Source organism: Enterobacter cancerogenus (assembly GCF_019047785.1).
GTDB lineage: Bacteria > Pseudomonadota > Gammaproteobacteria > Enterobacterales > Enterobacteriaceae > Enterobacter > Enterobacter cancerogenus.
Window position 1 is genome coordinate 1,616,025 of the sequence record NZ_CP077290.1, and the last position, 19,402, is coordinate 1,635,426.

Here is a 19,402-nt window from a genome sequence, read left to right on the forward strand (position 1 = left end):
CCTATTTACCACACTTATCACCCCGCCTAAACTATGGCCTGCTTTTTGGTAGAGGTGGTAATGAACGATTATAAAATGACGCCGGGCGAGTTGCGCGCGACCTGGGGTTTAGGGACTGTTTTCTCGCTACGTATGCTTGGCATGTTTATGGTCCTGCCTGTTCTGACCACGTACGGCATGGCGCTTCAGGGCGCCAGCGAAGCGTTGATTGGCCTGGCCATTGGTATCTATGGTTTAGCCCAGGCCGTATTCCAGATCCCCTTTGGCCTGCTGTCAGACCGCGTGGGCCGTAAACCGCTGATCGTCGGCGGGCTGCTCGTCTTTGTGCTCGGCAGCGTGATTGCCGCCCTCTCCGACTCCATCTGGGGGATTATTCTTGGCCGCGCCCTGCAAGGCTCCGGCGCGATTGCCGCTGCCGTCATGGCGCTCCTGTCGGATTTAACCCGCGAGCAAAACCGCACCAAGGCGATGGCCTTTATCGGCGTCAGCTTTGGCGTCACCTTTGCCATCGCGATGGTTCTCGGCCCGATCATTACCCATCACCTCGGCCTGCACGCCCTGTTCTGGATGATCGCCGTGCTGGCGAGCGTGGGTATCGCCTTAACCCTGTGGGTGGTGCCGGACAGCAAAAACCACGTCCTCAACCGTGAGTCCGGCATGGTGAAAGGCTGCTTCAGCAAAGTGTTGGTTGAACCGCGCCTGCTGAAGCTGAACTTCGGCATCATGTGTCTGCATATTCTGCTGATGTCGACCTTTGTCGCCCTGCCGGGCCAGCTGGCGGCTGCGGGCTTCCCGGCGGAAGAGCACTGGAAAATTTATCTGGTGACGATGCTCATCTCCTTCCTCTCGGTGGTGCCGTTTATTATCTATGCCGAAGTGAAGCGCAAGATGAAGCGCGTTTTCGTGGGCTGCGTGGCGCTGCTGCTGATTGCGGAGATCGTGCTGTGGGGCTCCGGCCCGCACTTCTGGGAGCTGGTTGCCGGCGTGCAGCTGTTCTTCCTGGCGTTTAACCTGATGGAAGCCCTGCTGCCGTCGCTGATCAGCAAAGAGTCTCCTGCGGGCTATAAAGGCACGGCGATGGGCATTTACTCCACCAGCCAGTTCCTCGGCGTAGCTATCGGCGGCTCGCTCGGCGGCTGGGTGGACGGCCTGTTTGACTCGCAAACCGTATTCCTGATGGGGGCGCTGCTGGCGATGGTCTGGCTGTTTGTCTCCAGCACCATGAAAGAGCCACGCTACGTGAGCAGCCTGCGCGTTGAAATCCCTGAGGGCATAGAGATTAGCGAAACGCTGAAACAGCGGCTTGAGGCCACGGAAGGGGTGAATGAAGTGCTTATCGTCCCGGAAGAGCGCAGCGCCTATGTCAAAATTGACAGCAAAGTCACCAACCGGTTTGAAGTGGAGCAGGCGCTAAACGCCTGAAAAAATGCCCGGTCTGACCGGGCATTTTCGTCTTAATCGCGGAAGTTTTTAAACTGGAACGGCTGTCCCAGATCGCCGCCGCGGATCAGCGCCATTACGCCCTGCAAATCATCACGGGATTTACCGGTAACGCGGATCTCTTCGCCCTGGATCTGCGCCTGGACCTTCAGCTTGCTGTCCTTGATGAGCTTAACGATTTTCTTCTGCACCGCGCTCTCAATACCCTGCTTGAGTTTGGCTTCAACAAACCAGGTTTTCCCGCTGTGGACAAACTCTTCCGGCACGTCCAGAGAGGTGCCTTCAATGCCGCGTTTTAACAGCTTGGCGCGCAGAATATCGAGCAGCTGATTGACCTGGAAATCAGACTCGCTCAGCACTTTTATGGTCTTATTTGCGTCGTTCAGCTCAAACGTCGCCTCAACGCCACGAAAATCGAAACGTGACTCAACTTCACGGCTTGCGTTATCCACGCCGTTGCGGACTTCCTGGATATCAACTTCGGAAACAATATCGAAAGATGGCATCTTTTCTTCTCCCTTCATTTTTGTTGCGTTGCATAATACCCGTAACGAGGCATAACGAGAAGCTTAGCTGACGGCGCTATACTTAGGCCGTAACACCTGGCGCAGTTGCAGGTGAGGAGGAACAATGAAAATAACAGTGCTCGGATGCGGGGCGCTTGGTCAGCTGTGGCTGACGGCGCTGTGCAAGCACGGACACGAGGTACAGGGCTGGCTGCGTGTGCCACAGCCCTATTGCAGTGTAAACCTGATTGATGAAGACGGAAGCATCTTTAACGAATCACTCACCGCCAACGATCCGGATTTTCTGGCGCAAAGCGATCTGCTGCTGGTCACGCTGAAAGCGTGGCAGGTTTCAGATGCGGTAAAAGCCCTGGCAGCCCAGCTCCCCCCGACATCGCCTATTCTGCTGCTGCACAACGGCATGGGAACCCTTGATGAGCTGAAAAGCATCGCGCAGCCGCTGCTGATGGGCATTACCACCCATGCCGCGCGTCGGGATGGCAACATCATCGTCCACGTTGCCAGCGGCGTAACGCACATCGGCCCTGCCCGCGAACAGGATGGCGACTACAGCTATCTGGCTGACGTTCTGCAAAGCGTGCTGCCGGACGTGGCCTGGCACAACACTATTCGCCCGCAGCTGTGGCGTAAGCTGGCGGTGAACTGCGTGATAAATCCGCTGACCGCGCTGTGGGATTGCCCCAACGGCGAGCTGCAAAATCATCCGCAGGAGGTTGCCGTGCTGTGTGCCGAGGTGGCGGCAGTGATTGAGCGTGAAGGCCTGCACACGTCGGCGGAGGATTTACGCTATTATGTCGACCAGGTAATTGATAGTACGGCAGAAAATATCTCGTCGATGCTGCAGGACGTTCGGGCGCTACGCCATACCGAAATCGACTATATCACCGGCTATCTGTTAAAACGCGCTCGCGCGCACGGTGTTGCAGTGCCGGAAAACGCCCGCCTGTATGACCTGGTTAAACGTAAGGAGAGTGAATATGAGCGTGTCGGCACTGGTCTGCCTCGCCCCTGGTAGCGAAGAAATGGAAGCCGTGACCACCATCGATGTGATGGTACGCGGCGGTATCGCCGTCACAACGGCCAGCGTGGCCAGCGACGGCAATCTGGCTGTCACCTGCTCACGCGGCGTGAAGATCCTCGCCGATGCGCCGCTGGTGCAGGTGGCGGATGGCGATTACGACATCATCGTGCTGCCTGGCGGTCTGAAAGGCGCGGAGTGTTTTCGCGACAGCCCGCTGCTGGTTGAGACCGTTCGTCAGTTTCACCTTTCAGGGCGCATCGTCGCCACTATCTGCGCCGCAGCCGGCACGGTTCTGGTGCCGCACGATCTCTTCCCGATTGGCAACATGACCGGCTTCCCTGCGCTCAAAGAGACCATCCCGGAAGATCAATGGGTGGATAAGCGCGTTGTCTGGGACCCGCGCGTCAACCTGCTCACCAGCCAGGGGCCAGGCACGGCGATTGATTTCGGGCTGAAGATTATCGACCTGCTGGTCGGGCGCGAGAAGGCCTACGAAGTGGCTTCGTCGCTGGTGATGGCGGCGGGAATTTATAATTTCTACGAAGCCTGATGCATAAAAAAGCCGGGTGACGACTACGTCTTACCCGGCCTACAAGACCACCACGCAGGCCCGGTAAGCGCTCACGCTACCGGGCAGGAACGCTACGGGCGATACACCTTCACATTGGCAAAGCCCTGCTCACGCAGATAGAGCGCCTGCAGACGGCTCATCACGCCACGCTCACACCACAGCAGGTAGGTTTTACTTTGGTCAAGATCGCCGAATTTGGTGCTCAGCTTGTAGAACGGCAGAGACACGACCTCAACGCCTTCAACCTGCAACGGTTTGTCGTCCTGCTCGTCAACGGAGCGAATATCGAGGATCGCGTCGTTAGCGCCGAAACCGCTGACGGTTTCAACTTCTACGACGTCCTGCTGAGTCTGCTGAGCGATCTCGCGGATATCGATGTTCGACGCTTCCGCAACGACCTTATCCAGGATGGCGAAATCAAAGTTTTCTTCTTCCGCTTCGATTTTCGCCTTCACCGCCTTCACGGTTGGGCTTTTCGAGATCACGCCGCAATACTCCGGCATGGTACGGGCGAAATCTTCGGTGCCGATTTCACGCGCCAGATCGATGATGTGCTCTTTGTCATGGGAGATGAGCGGGCGCAGGATCAGCGTGTCAGAGACGTTATCGATCAGGCGCAGGTTGGTCAGGGTCTGGCTCGACACCTGGCCCAGCGCTTCGCCGGTGACCAGCGCCTGCACGCCGTAGCGCTCAGCCACTTTCGACGCTGCGCGCACCATCATGCGCTTGAGCACCACGCCCATCTGACCGTCGTCGACCTTCTCCAGGATTTCACCGACAACCGGTTCAAAGTTAATCGCCACAAAGCGTACACGGTGGGAGCTGCCGAAGCGGTTCCACAGGTAATGCGCCACCTGACGTACGCCAATTTCATGCGCCGCACCGCCCAGGTTGAAGAAGCAGTAGTGAACGCGGCAGCCGCGACGCATCAACATATAGCTGGAAACGCCGGAGTCAAAACCGCCGGAGATCAGCGACAGCACATCTTCCTGCGTGCCGATCGGGAAGCCGCCGATACCTTCGTAGCGGCCTTTCACCAGCAGCAGGCGATCGTTCTCGATTTCGAGATTCACGGTCACGTCAGGGTGAGTCAGACGCACGCGCGCCGTTTCAACGTGCTGGTTCAGACCGCCGCCAACGTAGCGTTCCACTTCAATTGAGCTGAATTCATGCTTGCCGCGACGCTTCACGCGCACGCAGAAGGTTTTGCCTTCGATCTGATCGCGATACTGCGCCAGCGCCTTCTCAAAGATGTCATGCAGGGAAGTGAAGGGTACATCTTCCACTTCCAGAATATGGTGGATACCCGGAATGCGGGTCAGCGCGTCGCGAATATCCAGACGCTTGTTTTCGTCTTTCGCGCGAACTTCTACGTGGTCCCAGTGACGCACCACGGCAAGGGTGTCATCGTAGTGCTTTAATACGTTACGGATGTTCCCGGTGAGAATTTTAATAAAGCGCAAACGCACAGATTGGCTTTTGATGGTGATTTCAGGGAACAATTTAATGATAAACTTCATGGCGGCAATGTTTCTTAGGCAAGCGATAAGGCTTGTAATGGAAAAGTACAGCAGCCCCTATAACCGAAGGCTGCTTCCAGGCGCGCAAGTATACCACCATCGCGCGGCTCCTGTGCACATTGCGCGTTATTTGATAATTGCCCCGAGTCCGTTACCATGTCGGGGCTGAGAATATAAGAGTCAATTCACTATGCCGAAGAAGAACGACGCACCGGCCAGTTTCGAAACTGCGCTGAATGAACTGGAGCACATCGTAACCCGTCTTGAAAGCGGCGATTTACCGCTGGAAGAGGCGCTGAACGAATTCGAACGCGGCGTGCAGCTGGCGCGCCAGGGGCAGGTCAAACTGCAGCAGGCCGAGCAGCGCGTGCAGATCCTGCTCTCTGATGCCGAAGATGCCAAACCTGCGCCCTTCACACCGGACGCCGAGTAAATGGATTTTGCCACCGAGCTTCAGGCGCGCGTTGTGCGCGCCAACGACGCCCTGCGCCGTTTTATCGCGCCACAGCCTTTTCAGAACACTCCACTGGTTGAAGCCATGCACTATGGCGCACTCTTGGGTGGAAAGCGCCTGCGGCCGTTCCTGGTGTATGCCACGGGCAACATGTTCGGTATCAGCGACGCCACGCTGGACGCCCCGGCCGCTGCCGTTGAGTGTATCCACGCCTATTCGCTGATCCACGATGATTTACCGGCCATGGACGATGACGATCTGCGTCGCGGCCAGCCGACGTGCCACATTAAGTTTGGCGAGGCGAATGCCATTCTGGCCGGAGACGCCCTGCAAACGCTGGCATTCTCGATTCTGAGCGATGCGCCGATGGTCGAAGTGAGCGATCGCGCTCGTCTGGCCATGGTGTCCGAACTGGCGATGGCCAGCGGCGTGGCCGGCATGTGCGGCGGACAGGCGCTGGATCTGGAAGCCGAAGGCCGTCAGGTGAATCTTGAACAGCTGGAGCGTATTCATCGCCATAAAACGGGGGCATTAATACGTGCCGCCGTTCGACTGGGGGCATTGAGCGCCGGGGAGCAAGGGCGGAAAGCCCTGCCGATTCTGGACAGATACGCAGAAAGCATCGGTCTGGCGTTCCAGGTTCAGGATGACATTCTGGATGTGGTGGGCGATACTGCAACATTGGGTAAACGTCAGGGTGCGGACCAGCAGCTTGGCAAAAGTACCTACCCCGCCCTGCTGGGACTTGAGCAAGCCCAGCGTAAAGCCCGAGATCTGATAGAGGATGCCCGTCAGTCGCTGAGTCAGCTGGCCGCGCAATCCCTGGATACCTCGGCACTGGAAGCGCTAGCGGACTACATAATCCAGCGTAATAAATAAACTACCTATCTCGATGAGCCTTTGATGAGTTTTGATATTGCCAAATACCCGACACTGGCGTTAGTGGACTCCACCCAGGAGCTGCGTCTGCTGCCGAAAGAGAACCTGCCGAAGCTGTGCGACGAACTGCGTCGCTACCTGCTCGACAGCGTCAGCCGCTCCAGCGGCCATTTCGCCTCCGGGCTTGGCACGGTTGAACTGACCGTGGCGCTGCACTACGTCTACAACACGCCGTTCGATCAGCTGATCTGGGACGTGGGACACCAGGCATATCCGCACAAAATTCTGACCGGACGTCGCGATAAAATTGGCACCATTCGTCAGAAAGGCGGCCTGCACCCGTTCCCGTGGCGCGGTGAGAGCGAGTATGACGTGCTGAGCGTCGGCCACTCGTCCACGTCGATTTCTGCCGGGATCGGGATTGCCGTTGCCGCCGAAAAAGAGAATAAACAGCGTCGCACCGTCTGCGTTATTGGCGACGGCGCGATCACCGCGGGCATGGCCTTTGAGGCGATGAACCACGCGGGTGATATCAAGCCAGACATGCTGGTTATCCTCAATGATAACGAAATGTCGATCTCCGAGAACGTCGGCGCGCTGAATAACCATCTGGCGCAGCTGCTTTCCGGCAAGCTCTACTCCACCCTGCGGGAAGGCGGCAAAAAGGTCTTCTCCGGCGTGCCGCCAATCAAAGAGCTGCTCAAGCGTACGGAAGAACATATCAAAGGCATGGTTGTGCCGGGCACGCTGTTTGAAGAGCTGGGCTTTAATTATATCGGCCCGGTCGACGGCCACGACGTGCTGGGACTGGTGACCACGCTCAAGAACATGCGTGACCTCAAAGGGCCGCAGTTCCTGCATATCATGACCAAAAAGGGACGCGGATACGAACCGGCGGAAAAAGATCCGATCACCTTCCACGCGGTACCGAAATTTGACCCGACCAGCGGCTGTCTGCCAAAAAGCAGCGGCGGCATGCCGAGCTACTCCAAAATCTTTGGCGACTGGCTGTGCGAAACCGCCGCGAAAGACAACAAGCTGATGGCCGTAACACCTGCGATGCGTGAAGGCTCGGGTATGGTGGAGTTCTCCAAAAAATACCCTGACCAGTATTTCGACGTGGCGATTGCCGAGCAGCACGCGGTGACCTTCGCCGCCGGGCTGGCGATTGGCGGTTACAAGCCGATTGTGGCGATCTATTCCACCTTCCTGCAGCGCGCCTACGACCAGGTGATCCACGACGTGGCTATTCAGAAGCTGCCGGTGCTGTTTGCTATCGACCGAGCAGGCATCGTCGGTGCCGACGGCCAGACGCACCAGGGGGCGTTCGACCTGTCATTCCTGCGCTGCATTCCTGACATGGTGATCATGACCCCGTCAGATGAAAACGAATGTCGTCAGATGCTGTTTACCGGCTACCACTATCAGGATGGCCCAAGTGCGGTTCGCTACCCGCGCGGCAACGCCGTGGGTGTCGAACTTAAGCCGCTGGAAAAACTGGCGATCGGCAAAGGTCTGGTCAAGCGTCGCGGTGAGAAAGTCGCCATTCTTAACTTCGGTACGCTGATGCCGGAAGCCGCTCAGGTCGCCGACACGCTGAACGCGACGCTCGTCGATATGCGCTTTGTGAAACCGCTCGACGAGGCGCTTATTCTTGAGATGGCCGCCAGCCACGAGCTGCTGGTCACGCTGGAAGAAAACGCCATTATGGGCGGCGCGGGCAGCGGCGTGAACGAAGTATTGATGGCGAACCGTAAATGGGTGCCGGTACTGAACCTCGGCCTGCCGGATCACTTTATTCCGCAGGGCACCCAGGACGAAGCCCGCGCGGCGATTGGCCTTGACGCCGCCGGTATCGAAGCCAAAATTCGCGCCTGGCTGGCGTAATCCCTCCCCTTTTCCGCTCCTGCTATGCTTAAACATCAGGTTTAAAAACAGCAGGAGTGGAACCATGCAATACACAACATTAGGAAAAACAGACCTCAAGGTTTCCCGACTTTGCCTGGGCTGCATGACGTTTGGCGAGCCTGACCGCGGGAATCACGCCTGGACGCTGCCGGAAGAGAGCAGCCGCCCCATCATCAAACGCGCCCTTGAGGGCGGCATTAACTTCTTTGACACCGCCAACAGCTACTCCGACGGCAGCAGCGAGGAGATCGTGGGCCGCGCCCTGCGCGATTTTGCCCGTCGTGATGAGGTCGTCGTTGCGACGAAGGTTTACCATCAGGTCGGCGATCTCGCCGAAGGGTTGTCCCGGGCGCAGATCCTGCGCTCCATCGATGACAGCCTGCGCCGCCTGAACATGGATCACGTCGACCTGCTGCAGATCCACCGCTGGGATTACAATACGCCCATCGAAGAGACGCTGGAGGCCCTTAATGACGTGGTCAACGCGGGCAAAGCGCGTTACATCGGCGCGTCGTCGATGCATGCGTCGCAGTTTGCCCAGGCGCTGGATCTGCAGGCGCAGCACGGCTGGGCGCGATTTGTCTCAATGCAGGACCATTACAACCTGATCTATCGCGAAGAAGAGCGCGAGATGCTGCCCCTGTGCTATCAGGAAGGGGTAGCGGTGATCCCGTGGAGCCCGCTGGCGCGGGGACGCTTAACCCGCCCGTGGGGGGAAACGACAGCCCGCTCGGTATCGGATGCGTTCGGTAAAACGCTGTATGAAAATACGGAAAGCAGCGACGCCGTGATTGCGGAGCGCCTGGCGGGCATTGCAGATGACACCGGCGCAACGCGCGCGCAGGTGGCGCTGGCATGGCTGCTGAGCAAACGTGGCGTTGCAGCACCGATTATCGGCACCTCGCGCGAGGAGCAGTTGGACGAACTGCTGAACGCGGTAGACATCACGCTGACGCCAGAACAGATTGCCGAGCTTGAGACGCCGTATGAGCAGCATCCGGTGGTAGGGTTTAAATAAACAAAAGCCGGGTGGCGGCTTCGCCTTACCCGACCTACAAAATCATATGCTCGCGTAGGCCGGGTAAGGCGAAGCCGCCACCCGGCAACACGGAACGTACAGAATCACCCGAAGTGATCGTACCCTTTCCAGTCGAGCGTGACCGGCGCGCCGTCCCGGACAAACTGCAGCCCTTCGCTTTCCGGCATAATCTGCCCGATGCAGGTAAACCGCGCGCCCAGATGCCCTAACGCAACGTCCAGCGTCCCGCGGTTCAGTTCCGGAACGGTAAAGCACAGCTCGTAATCTTCACCACCGGACAGCGCCCAGCGCAACGCCTGCTCAGGCTCTGTGTGACGCAGGAGCTGTTCTGACAGCGGGAAAAGGTCGAGATCGACACGCGCACCCACGCCGCTGGCCTTGAGGACATGACCGAGATCGGAGATCAGGCCATCAGACAGATCGATAGCCGAACTGGCGCGATCGCGCAGCGCCTGGCCGTGCAGAATACGCGGCGTTGGGCGCAGATGGCGTTTGACCAGATACGCCGCATCGTCTTTATCTTCAACGGTTAAACGGTCCTGAAGGATAGCCAGCCCTGCGGCGCTATCTCCCGGCGTACCGGTAACGTAAATCCAGTCGCCCGGTTTGGCCCCGGAACGCTTCAGGGCCCGCCCAGCGGGAACATAGCCGTGGATCGCCAGGGTCATCGACAGCGGCCCGGCCGTGGTGTCTCCCCCGATCAACTGCATATCGTAATAGTTGAGCTGATCAAACAGCGCATCGCTAAAGGCTTCAAGCCAGGCTTCATCGACATTCGGCAGGGTTAAGGCCAGCGTCAGCCACGCGGGATCGGCCCCCATCGCCGCCAGATCGCTGACGTTAACCGCCAGCGCTTTATACGCCAGGTCAGCAGGATCGATATCGGGAAGGAAATGACGTCCGCAGACTAAGGTGTCGGTGCTAATAGCCAGCGTCTGTTTTTCAGGAATATTGAGAAGTGCACAGTCATCGCCAATGCCAGTTTCAACATCAAGACGAGAGGTTCTGACACGGTCGAAATAACGGGCAATCAGGGAGAATTCGCCGCATGCCATACGTTATGCCTCAGCAAATAAAAGAAAAAACCGGAGCCGCACTGCCGGTGAGGCAGTGCAAGACTCCGGTTTGCGGATCACTTTTTGTGGGGACGGATCGCAGGTGCGGCTTTATCCAGCACGCCGTTAACAAACTTGTGGCTGTCTTCAGCGCCGAAGGTTTTCGCCAGTTCGATCGCTTCGTTGATGGCCACTTTGTACGGCACATCATCACGTTTGGACAGCTCGAACAGCGCGATACGCAACACTGCTTTTTCAACCTGACCCAGCTCTTCAAGAAGACGGGACAGGTATGGCTTCATCAGGCCATCGAGATACGCGCTATTAGTCGCCACTCCCGACAGCAGTTCACGGAAGTACAGAACATCGACGTCTTTCACGTCCTGTTCTGACAGGAACTGGTACTCAACATCGGCGATGTCGTTGTGGGACAACTGCCAGGAGTAAAGTGCCTGAACGGCACATTCACGGGCGCGGCGACGAGCAGCAGGTTTCACGGAATTCCCCTTACAAAAAAATCAGGCCTTAATGGCTTTCAATACGTTGATCATTTCAAGCGCGGTCAGTGCAGCTTCTGCACCTTTGTTACCGGCCTTGGTGCCAGCGCGTTCGATGGCTTGTTCAATACTTTCGGTGGTCAGCACGCCAAACGCGACAGGAATTTCAGCGTCCTGGGCGACGTGTGCCAGACCATTGCTTGCACCGCCCGCTACGTATTCGAAGTGCGCAGTGCCGCCACGAATAACTGTACCCAGGGCAATCACCGCGTCGTATTTACCGGTTTTCGCCAGCGCGCCCGCTGCCAGTGGCAGTTCGTAAGCACCTGGAACCCAAACAACGGTAATGTTGTCATCTTTTACCTGGCCGATACGTTTCAGGGCGTCAATTGCACCTTCCAGCAGGCTGTCGTTGATGAAGTTGTTGAAACGCGCAATGGTGATGGCGACGCGAGCGTCCGGGGTAGCTACAGCAGCTTCAATAATGTTCATACTCTTCCTTTACGGGTTCATTTGGCCCCGCAGGGGGGCGGATTTTATCATAATACTTTGCATACTGCTTCCCTATTTCGGGAGCAATTATGCTGTCGTTAAGTGCAGGCAAACATCCGGGCCTACCGGACGGATCTCGCTAAATTTGAGTTGCGGTGCATCGGCCAGTTTTTCAAGGCCAGGCAGCACAAACAGGCCGCGCGCGTCGTTGCCCAACAGCACAGGGGCCACGTAGACAATCAGCTCATCCACCAGCCCCGCCTGCAACAGCGCACCGGCCAGCGTCGGCCCTGCTTCAACCCAGATGCTGTTCACCTGCTGCTTGCCCAGCAGCATCATCAGCACCACTAAATCAAGATGGCCGTTGTGTTCCGGCACCATAATGCTGCGCACGCCTTCCGGCCATTGACGCGAATCGTCTTTGGTGCGGGCAAACAGCGTTTCACCGGGCTGGTGCACGATACGGTGCTCAGGCGTAACGCGGTTCTGGCTATCAATCACAATGCGCAGCGGCTGGCGCAGGTTTTCCTGCGGGTAGAGCGCCTGGGTATCGGCGTTCAGTTCATCCCAGCGCACGGTCATCGCCGGATCGTCGGCCAGCACCGTTTCACTGCTGGTGAGGATAGCATGGCTTTGCGCGCGCAGACGTTGCACATCGCGCCTTGCCTGCGGCGAGGTGATCCACTGACTTTCACCGTTGGCCATCGCCGTGCGGCCGTCCAGAGACGCGCCCAGCTTAAGCTGAATATAGGGGAACCCGGTTCGCATACGCTTCAGGAAGCCTTTGTTGAGGGCTTCCGCATCCTGCATCATCAGGCCGTGGCTAACGTCGATCCCTTCCTGCTGCAAGCGGTACAGCCCGCGCCCGGCCACCTGCGGATTCGGATCCTGCATAGACGCGACAACGCGCGAGACACCTGCCGCAATCAGCGCTTCACAGCACGGCGGCGTGCGCCCGTGGTGGCTGCACGGCTCCAGCGTCACGTAGGCGGTTGCCCCCCGCGCCTTTTCGCCGGCCATCCGCAGCGCGTGGACCTCGGCATGCGGCTCACCCGCGCGGTAGTGGAACCCTTCGCCGACGATCTCGCCGTCTTTCACGATAACGCACCCGACGTTCGGATTAGGATGGGTGGTAAAACGCCCGCGCTGCGCCAGCTTCATGGCTCGCGCCATGTAAATCTCATCCTGCATGCGTTTAATCCTGTAAGCGGGCGATCTCTTCGCCAAACTCTTTGATATCTTCGAAGCTGCGGTAGACCGAGGCAAAGCGGATATAGGCAACTTTATCGAGCTTTTTAAGCTGCTCCATCACCAGGTTGCCAATCATTTTGCTTGGCACCTCGCGCTCCCCTAACCCACGAAGATGCGATTTAATGTGGTTTAACGCCATTTCGACGTCATCTGCACTGACGGGCCGTTTTTCCAGCGCTTTTAGCATCCCGCTGCGCAGCTTCTCTTCATTGAACGGCTCGCGGACATCGTTGCTTTTGACCACGCGCGGCATCACCAGTTCGGCCACCTCAAAGGTGGTGAAACGCTCGTTGCACACCAGACACTGCCGACGGCGGCGTACGGAGGACCCTTCGCCCACCAGGCGAGAGTCGATGACTTTGGTATCCACAGCGGAGCAGAATGGGCAATGCATACGGTATCCCTGTTATCTGGTTAACTGAGTTTCATTTTACCCTGATCTGGCCCGACAACAAAGGAAGAGCTTTTTGAGACTAAGGATCTATGCCTGACGACAGGATGCTGGCTACCATTACACGCATCCGTTATTTCAAGGGAAATAAACGCAATGACAAGACGTTACCTAAGAATTCTCCTGGTGGGAAGCCTGTTCACCCTTAGCGCATGCGCACAGCAAACTGAAGTCCGCGAGATGAAACAAAGCGTGAATACGCTTAACACGGCGATGGACAAACTGAATAAAGAAACCGTGAAAATCACGCAGCAAAACGCGCTGAATGCAAAATCCGCCAGCGGTGTGTATCTTCTGCCCGGTGCCAATACCCCTGCGCGCCTGAACAGCCAGATCGGCATGCTGAAAATGTCGCTGGTTAACCTCGCACCGAACGCCGAAGGCACGCGCGCCACGCTGCGTATTCAGGGCGAATCCAACGATCCGTTGCCGGCGTTTAGCGGCACCGTAGAGTGGGGCCAGATCCAGGGCACCACGGAAAGTTTCCAGGAGGTGAATGTGAAAAATCAGCTGATCACGGCCCCTGCCAGCACGCTCGCGCCGAGCGATGTTGATATCCCGGTTCAGCTGAACGGCCTCACGCCGGACCAGTTAGGCTTTGTTCGCATCCACGACATCCAGCCCGCCGCGCAATAATCCTCCCCTTTAGCGGAGTACGCTGTTACTCCGCTAACATTTACACGCTGAAAACATTGGCAACATAAATGGTTGTCGATACAATCCCCGCCGTTTAAAGTACGCAAACGTGAACGCAATCGATTACGTATGTGAGAGAACTGTGAAACAACACGTATTTTTGTGAGCAGGGATTCCTATAATAGGCTCCGCAGAAACACGAAATATTTAGAAACGCAATTCGCGCATTTTTCACTCCCGGAAGGGAATTTCAATCAGTGGCATGATTATGAAAAAAACATTACTCGCAGCCGGTGCAGCGCTGGCATTGTCCTCCTCTTTCACTGTTAACGCAGCGGAAAATAACAAACCAGAATATGTTTCCGACTGGTGGCATCAGAGCGTTAACGTGGTGGGCAGCTACCACACCCGTTTTGGACCGCAGATCCGCAACGATACCTACCTGGAATACGAAGCGTTCGCTAAAAAAGACTGGTTTGATTTCTACGGTTATATGGATGCGCCGGTCTTCTTCGGCGGTAACACCGACGCGAAAGGTATCTGGAACCACGGTTCTCCGCTGTTCATGGAAATCGAACCACGTTTCTCCATTGATAAGCTGACCGGCACCAGCCTGGCGTTTGGTCCGTTTAAAGAGTGGTACTTCGCAAACAACTACATCTACGACATGGGCCGCAACGCCTCCGGTCGTCAGAGCACCTGGTACATGGGTCTGGGTACGGACATTGAAACCGGTCTGCCAATGAGCCTGTCCATGAACGTCTACGCGAAATACCAGTGGCAGAACTACGGTGCAGCGAACGAGAACGAGTGGGACGGCTACCGTTTCAAAGTGAAATACTTTGTGCCACTGACCCAGCTGTGGGGCGGCAACCTGAGCTACATCGGCTTCACCAACTTTGACTGGGGTTCAGACCTGGGCGATAACGACTTCCGCGACCTGAATGGCCGTAAAGCGCGCACCAACGACTCCATCGCCTCCAGCCACATTCTGGCGCTGAACTACGATCACTGGCACTACTCTGTTGTGGCGCGTTACTGGCACAACGGTGGTCAGTGGAACGATGACGCCAGCCTGAACTTCGGCAACGGCGACTTCAGCGTGCGTTCTACCGGCTGGGGTGGTTACCTGGTGGTGGGTTACAACTTCTAATCTCTGCGGGATTCGCCCGGTGGCGCTGCGCTTACCGGGCCTGGGATCCGAAATTGTGCGGGCTGATGCCCTCCCCTCTCCCACGGGAGAGGGCGCAAAGACAAAAAAATCCCGGTCAACAGACCGGGATTTTTTTATGCGAAAGACGCTGTCTTACGGCAGAATTGACGGCTGATCCGCCCCTTCTTTTTCGACCTTCTGCTGGAGCAGATGCTCACGCTTCATGCCGAGTTTCAGTGCCAGCGCGGACGCCACATAGATGGACGACGCCGTACCGATAGAGACACCAATCAGCATGGTCAGCGAGAAGCCTTCCAGTACCGGGCCACCGAAGAGATACAGCATCAGGATAACCATCAAGGTGGTACCGGATGTGATCAAGGTACGGTGCAGCGTCTGGGTCAATGACACGTTAAAGATTTCGTACGGCGTACCGCGACGGATCTTACGGAAGTTTTCACGGATACGGTCAGATACCACGATACTGTCGTTCAGTGAGTAACCGATAACGGACATCAGGGATGCCACAATCGTCAGGTCAATCTCAATATGGAACAGAGACAGTACGCCCATGGTGATCACCACGTCGTGCGCCAGGGCGATAACCACGCCTGCCGCCAGTCGCCACTCAAAGCGGAAACCAACGTAAATCAGGATGGAGATCAGCGCCACCATCAGCGCCATCGCACCGGTTTGCGCCAGGTCCGCACCCACGCTTGGGCCGACGAACTCAATACGCTTAACCGTCGCATTCTGGCTGGTCGTTTCGTTAATGACGTGAACGACCTTGCTGCCCAGCTCCTGGCTGCCGTTGGCATCGTGCACCGGCGGCATACGCACCATGATGTCGCGACTGCTGCCGAAGTTCTGCAGCAGCGGCTCTTCGAAGCCCGCTTTCTGCAGCGATTCGCGCATCTGGTCCATATCGACCGGTTTTTCCAGGGTGATTTCAATCACCGTACCACCGGTGAAATCGAGACCCCAGTTAAAGCCTTTCACACCCATAATGGCGATGGAGAGAATCAGGAGAAAACCTGAAATCCCGAAGGCCCAGTAGTCCCAGCGCATAAAGTCCCAGACTTTACGGCCGTGGTTCAATTGTTCAACAGTATATTCCTGTGCCACAACGCACTCCTCAGATAGACAGCTTTTTGACGCGCTTGCCGCCATACAGCAGGTTCACGATGGCACGGGTGCCGACAATAGCGGTAAACATTGACGTTGCAACACCGATACCGGTCGTAATTGCAAAGCCTTTGATAGCGCCAGTCCCCACTGCATACAGGATAAGAACCTTAATCAGTGTTGTTACGTTCGCATCGAAGATGGAGCTAAACGCCCCTTTATAGCCTTCTTCAATCGCCTGCTGCACAGAGCGACCGTTGCTCAGCTCTTCTTTGATACGTTCGTTTATCAGTACGTTCGCATCGACCGCCACCGCAAGGGTTAAGACGATACCCGCAATCCCCGGCATGGTCAGCGTTGCCCCCGGCAGCAGAGACATGATACCGATGATCAGCACCAGGTTTGCCACCAGCGCGGAGGTCGCAATCAGACCAAACTTCTTGTAGAAGAAGATCATGAAGAGAATAGAGACCACCAGACCGGCCAGACACGCTTCCAGACCCTGTTTGATGTTCTGCATACCCAGGGTTGGACCAATGGTACGTTCTTCAACAATCTGGATTGGCGCAATCAGCGCACCGGCACGCAGCAGCAGAGAGAGCTGACGCGCTTCGTTCGGGTTGTTGATACCGGTAATACGGAAGCTGTTACCCAGACGAGACTGGATGTTGGCGATGTTAATCACCTCTTCCTCTTTCACCAGCACAGAGCGACCGTTAGCGTCTTTCTTACCGCTGTCTTTGTACTCCACGAACAGGGTCGCCATCGGTTTGCCGATGTTGTCCTTGGTGAAGTTAGACATGATGTTACCACCCGCGCTATCAAGCGAGATATTAACCTGCGGCTGGTTGTATTCGTCCTGGCTGGAAGTGGAGTCGGTGATATGGTCACCGGTCAGGATCACGCGTTTGTACAGCACAACGGGCTGGCCTTCGCGAGTCTGTTTCACTTCGGAGTCGCCTGGCACACGGCCAGAAGCGGCAGCCGACTGATCGACGTTGGTATTCACCAGGCGGAATTCCAGGGTTGCGGTTGCACCCAGAATCTCTTTCGCACGCGCAGTATCCTGGATACCCGGCAGTTCTACCACGATACGGTCAGCACCCTGACGCTGTACCAGCGGCTCGGCCACGCCCAGCTGGTTTACACGGTTACGCAGAATGTTGATGTTCTGCTGAACAGCGTATTCACGGGCTTCACTCAGACGCGCATCGGTCATGACCGCACGCAACTGGTTGCTGCCCTGGGAGGTGATCACCAGATCGCGATGACGTTGAGACAGGTAAGTCACAGCCTGGTCGCGTGCCGCGCCGTCGCGGAACGTGATGCTCAAGCCGTAGTTATCTTCTTTACGCACGGTCGTGTAGGCGATGCCTTTTTCACGCAGATCGCTGCGCAGGCTGTCGATATTCTGTTCCTGCAGCTTGCCAAGGGCAGTGTCCATATCCACTTCCATCAGGAAGTGAACGCCACCACGCAGGTCAAGACCGAGTTTCATTGGCTCTGCGTTCAGCGCAGCCAGCCAACGTGGGGTTGCAGGAGCAAGGTTAAGCGCCACGACATATTTATCACCCAGCACGCCCATCAGCGCTTCACGGGCGCGGAGCTGCGTGTCGGTGGTGTCGAAGCGAGCAAGAATTGCGCCCTCTTCCAGTGCCACAGACTTAGCGGTAATTTTTTCTTCTTGTAACGTTTTCTGGACCTGGATCAGCGTTTGCTCACTGGCGGCGACACCGCGCGCGCCAGTGATTTGAACGGCCGGATCCTCACCATACAGGTTGGGAAGCGCGTACAGCAGGCCGACGATAATCACGACGACCAGCATGATGTACTTCCACAAAGGATAACGGTTTAACACGGCAGTTCCCTTTGGGAAAAGTTGGGATTACAGCGCCTTCATGGTGCCTTTCGGCAGAACGGCAGCTACGAAGTCACGTTTGATAACCACTTCAGTGGTGTCGTTCAGGGCGATAGCAATATAGCCGCTTTCAGCTACTTTGGTTACGCGACCGACCAGGCCACCGTTGGTCAGCACTTCATCGCCTTTCGCGATGGAGTTCATCAGGTTTTTGTGCTCTTTGGTGCGTTTCTGCTGTGGACGCAGGATCATGAAGTAGAAGATCAGACCGAACACAACCAGCATCAGAATCAGAGACATTGGGCTGCCCTGTGATGGCGCGCCAGTTGCTGCTACCGCATCAGAAATAAAAAAGCTCATTCAAATTCCCTCATTATTAAAATTAATCAACGTTCAACGGCGGAACATCCCGACCCTGACGTTGGTAGAAATCGGTCACGAAGCTCTCTAATTTACCCTCTTCGATAGCCTTACGTAAACCAGCCATTAAGCGCTGATAATAACGAAGATTATGAATGGTATTGAGACGCGCACCTAAAATCTCGTTGCAACGATCGAGATGATGCAGGTACGCACGAGAATAATTGCGACAGGTATAGCAATCGCACTCGGAATCGAGCGGGCTGGTGTCACTCTTATGCTTCGCGTTACGGATTTTCACCACGCCATCGGTCACAAACAGATGCCCGTTACGCGCGTTACGGGTTGGCATGACGCAGTCGAACATATCAATGCCGCGACGAACGCCTTCCACCAGATCTTCTGGTTTACCCACACCCATCAGGTATCGCGGTTTATCGGCCGGGATTTGCGGGCAGACGTGCTCCAGAATGCGGTGCATGTCTTCCTTCGGCTCACCCACAGCCAAACCGCCGACAGCGTAGCCATCAAAGCCTATCTCTACCAGACCTTTAACGGAGATATCACGTAAATCTTCGTAAACGCTGCCCTGAATAATGCCGAACAGCGCATTTTTGTTCTGCAGGGCGTCAAAACGGTCACGGCTGCGCTGCGCCCAGCGCAGGGACATTTCCATTGAACGCTTGGCGTAATCCCAGTCTGCCGGGTATGGCGTACATTCATCGAAGATCATCACGATATCGGAACCGAGATCGTACTGAATCTCCATGGATTTTTCCGGATCGAGGAAGATCGGATCGCCGTTGATCGGATTACGGAAGTGCACGCCTTTTTCGGTGATCTTGCGGATATCGCCCAGGCTGAAGACCTGGAAACCGCCGGAGTCGGTAAGAATAGGGCCTTTCCACTGCATGAAGTCGTGCAGGTCGCCGTGCAGCTTCATGATTTCCTGGCCCGGGCGCAGCCACAGGTGGAAGGTGTTGCCGAGGATAATTTGTGCGCCAGTGGCTTCAACTTCTTCCGGCGTCATCCCTTTTACGGTGCCGTACGTGCCCACAGGCATAAACGCGGGGGTTTCCACCACGCCGCGATCAAACACCAGGCGACCGCGGCGTGCGCGACCGTCGGTGGTATCAAGTTCAAATTTCATTTTTTCTCCGACGTC

20 protein-coding genes are annotated in these 19,402 nt (G+C 56.5%); 9 read left to right on the forward strand and 11 right to left on the reverse strand.

Features of this window, described 5'->3' with window-relative positions; genetic code table 11:
- The first annotated feature begins 60 nt into the window (after positions 1-60).
- Positions 61-1,422, forward strand: coding sequence for an MFS transporter (locus I6L58_RS07635; RefSeq protein ID WP_088207853.1), 1,362 nt, complete (start codon positions 61-63; stop codon positions 1,420-1,422).
- Positions 1,423-1,454: 32 nt separating this feature from the next.
- On the opposite strand, the gene I6L58_RS07640 is transcribed toward I6L58_RS07635, so the two are convergent.
- Positions 1,455-1,946 carry a YajQ family cyclic di-GMP-binding protein gene (locus I6L58_RS07640; protein WP_042320808.1) on the reverse strand — a complete coding sequence of 164 codons (492 nt, stop codon included), beginning with the start codon at positions 1,944-1,946 and terminating at the stop codon, positions 1,455-1,457.
- Positions 1,947-2,070: 124 nt separating this feature from the next.
- Between I6L58_RS07640 and panE the strand changes: the two genes are divergently transcribed.
- Both panE and yajL read left to right on the forward strand, forming a co-directional pair.
- Positions 2,071-2,982: a 2-dehydropantoate 2-reductase gene (panE, locus tag I6L58_RS07645; protein ID WP_006176883.1), complete on the forward strand. Its 912-nt coding sequence runs from the start codon at positions 2,071-2,073 to the stop codon at positions 2,980-2,982.
- Positions 2,945-3,538 carry a protein deglycase YajL gene (gene yajL, locus I6L58_RS07650; protein ID WP_042320805.1) on the forward strand — a complete coding sequence of 198 codons (594 nt, stop codon included), beginning with the start codon at positions 2,945-2,947 and terminating at the stop codon, positions 3,536-3,538. Before panE ends, yajL begins: the two co-directional genes overlap by 38 nt.
- Positions 3,539-3,630: 92 nt before the next feature.
- Here the strand turns inward: yajL and thiI are convergent, their stop codons facing one another.
- Positions 3,631-5,079 (reverse strand): tRNA uracil 4-sulfurtransferase ThiI, encoded by a 1,449-nt coding sequence (thiI, locus tag I6L58_RS07655; RefSeq protein ID WP_058609301.1) that lies wholly within the window; start codon positions 5,077-5,079, stop codon positions 3,631-3,633.
- Positions 5,080-5,269: 190 nt separating this feature from the next.
- Here thiI and xseB point away from each other — a divergent pair, with 190 nt between their 5' ends.
- From xseB to I6L58_RS07675, 4 genes are all read left to right on the forward strand, one after another.
- Positions 5,270-5,512 carry an exodeoxyribonuclease VII small subunit gene (xseB, locus tag I6L58_RS07660; RefSeq protein ID WP_006176880.1) on the forward strand — a complete coding sequence of 81 codons (243 nt, stop codon included), beginning with the start codon at positions 5,270-5,272 and terminating at the stop codon, positions 5,510-5,512.
- Entirely contained in the window at positions 5,513-6,412 is a 900-nt protein-coding gene (ispA, locus tag I6L58_RS07665; RefSeq protein ID WP_088207854.1) for a (2E,6E)-farnesyl diphosphate synthase, read from the forward strand.
- A 24-nt stretch (positions 6,413-6,436) separates the two neighbouring features.
- Complete coding sequence (gene dxs / locus I6L58_RS07670; RefSeq protein WP_006176878.1) at positions 6,437-8,299, forward strand: 1-deoxy-D-xylulose-5-phosphate synthase; 1,863 nt, start codon at positions 6,437-6,439, stop codon at positions 8,297-8,299.
- Between the two features lie 64 nt (positions 8,300-8,363).
- Positions 8,364-9,338 (forward strand): aldo/keto reductase, encoded by a 975-nt coding sequence (locus I6L58_RS07675; RefSeq protein WP_042320800.1) that lies wholly within the window; start codon positions 8,364-8,366, stop codon positions 9,336-9,338.
- 104 nt (positions 9,339-9,442) lie between these two features.
- On the opposite strand, the gene thiL is transcribed toward I6L58_RS07675, so the two are convergent.
- The 5 genes from thiL to nrdR form a co-directional block, all read right to left on the reverse strand.
- Entirely contained in the window at positions 9,443-10,414 is a 972-nt protein-coding gene (thiL, locus tag I6L58_RS07680) for a thiamine-phosphate kinase (protein ID WP_006176876.1), read from the reverse strand.
- A gap of 77 nt (positions 10,415-10,491) precedes the next feature.
- Complete coding sequence (nusB, locus tag I6L58_RS07685; protein WP_014882759.1) at positions 10,492-10,911, reverse strand: transcription antitermination factor NusB; 420 nt, start codon at positions 10,909-10,911, stop codon at positions 10,492-10,494.
- Positions 10,912-10,932: 21 nt separating this feature from the next.
- Positions 10,933-11,403 carry a 6,7-dimethyl-8-ribityllumazine synthase gene (gene ribH / locus I6L58_RS07690; protein ID WP_006176874.1) on the reverse strand — a complete coding sequence of 157 codons (471 nt, stop codon included), beginning with the start codon at positions 11,401-11,403 and terminating at the stop codon, positions 10,933-10,935.
- 87 nt (positions 11,404-11,490) lie between these two features.
- On the reverse strand, positions 11,491-12,594 hold the full coding sequence (gene ribD / locus I6L58_RS07695) for a bifunctional diaminohydroxyphosphoribosylaminopyrimidine deaminase/5-amino-6-(5-phosphoribosylamino)uracil reductase RibD (protein ID WP_006176873.1): 1,104 nt from the start codon (positions 12,592-12,594) through the stop codon (positions 11,491-11,493).
- A gap of 4 nt (positions 12,595-12,598) precedes the next feature.
- The gene (nrdR, locus tag I6L58_RS07700) at positions 12,599-13,048 is read right to left on the reverse strand and encodes a transcriptional regulator NrdR (RefSeq protein WP_006176872.1); all 450 of its coding nucleotides are present in this window, start codon (positions 13,046-13,048) and stop codon (positions 12,599-12,601) included.
- A gap of 153 nt (positions 13,049-13,201) precedes the next feature.
- Between nrdR and I6L58_RS07705 the strand changes: the two genes are divergently transcribed.
- Entirely contained in the window at positions 13,202-13,741 is a 540-nt protein-coding gene (locus I6L58_RS07705) for a SadB/YajI family lipoprotein (protein ID WP_006176871.1), read from the forward strand.
- Between the two features lie 268 nt (positions 13,742-14,009).
- On the forward strand, positions 14,010-14,894 hold the full coding sequence (locus I6L58_RS07710; protein WP_042321399.1) for a nucleoside-specific channel-forming protein Tsx: 885 nt from the start codon (positions 14,010-14,012) through the stop codon (positions 14,892-14,894).
- 153 nt (positions 14,895-15,047) lie between these two features.
- Here I6L58_RS07710 and secF read toward each other — a convergent pair whose 3' ends face one another.
- From secF to tgt, 4 genes are read right to left on the reverse strand one after another with little or no spacing between them, the layout of a single operon-like run.
- Complete coding sequence (secF, locus tag I6L58_RS07715) at positions 15,048-16,019, reverse strand: protein translocase subunit SecF (RefSeq protein ID WP_006176868.1); 972 nt, start codon at positions 16,017-16,019, stop codon at positions 15,048-15,050.
- A gap of 10 nt (positions 16,020-16,029) precedes the next feature.
- Positions 16,030-17,877 carry a protein translocase subunit SecD gene (gene secD, locus I6L58_RS07720; protein WP_088207855.1) on the reverse strand — a complete coding sequence of 616 codons (1,848 nt, stop codon included), beginning with the start codon at positions 17,875-17,877 and terminating at the stop codon, positions 16,030-16,032.
- Positions 17,878-17,904: 27 nt separating this feature from the next.
- Positions 17,905-18,237 (reverse strand): preprotein translocase subunit YajC, encoded by a 333-nt coding sequence (yajC, locus tag I6L58_RS07725; RefSeq protein WP_042320789.1) that lies wholly within the window; start codon positions 18,235-18,237, stop codon positions 17,905-17,907.
- A gap of 22 nt (positions 18,238-18,259) precedes the next feature.
- The gene (gene tgt / locus I6L58_RS07730; protein ID WP_006176865.1) at positions 18,260-19,387 is read right to left on the reverse strand and encodes a tRNA guanosine(34) transglycosylase Tgt; all 1,128 of its coding nucleotides are present in this window, start codon (positions 19,385-19,387) and stop codon (positions 18,260-18,262) included.
- Positions 19,388-19,402 lie beyond the last annotated feature (15 nt).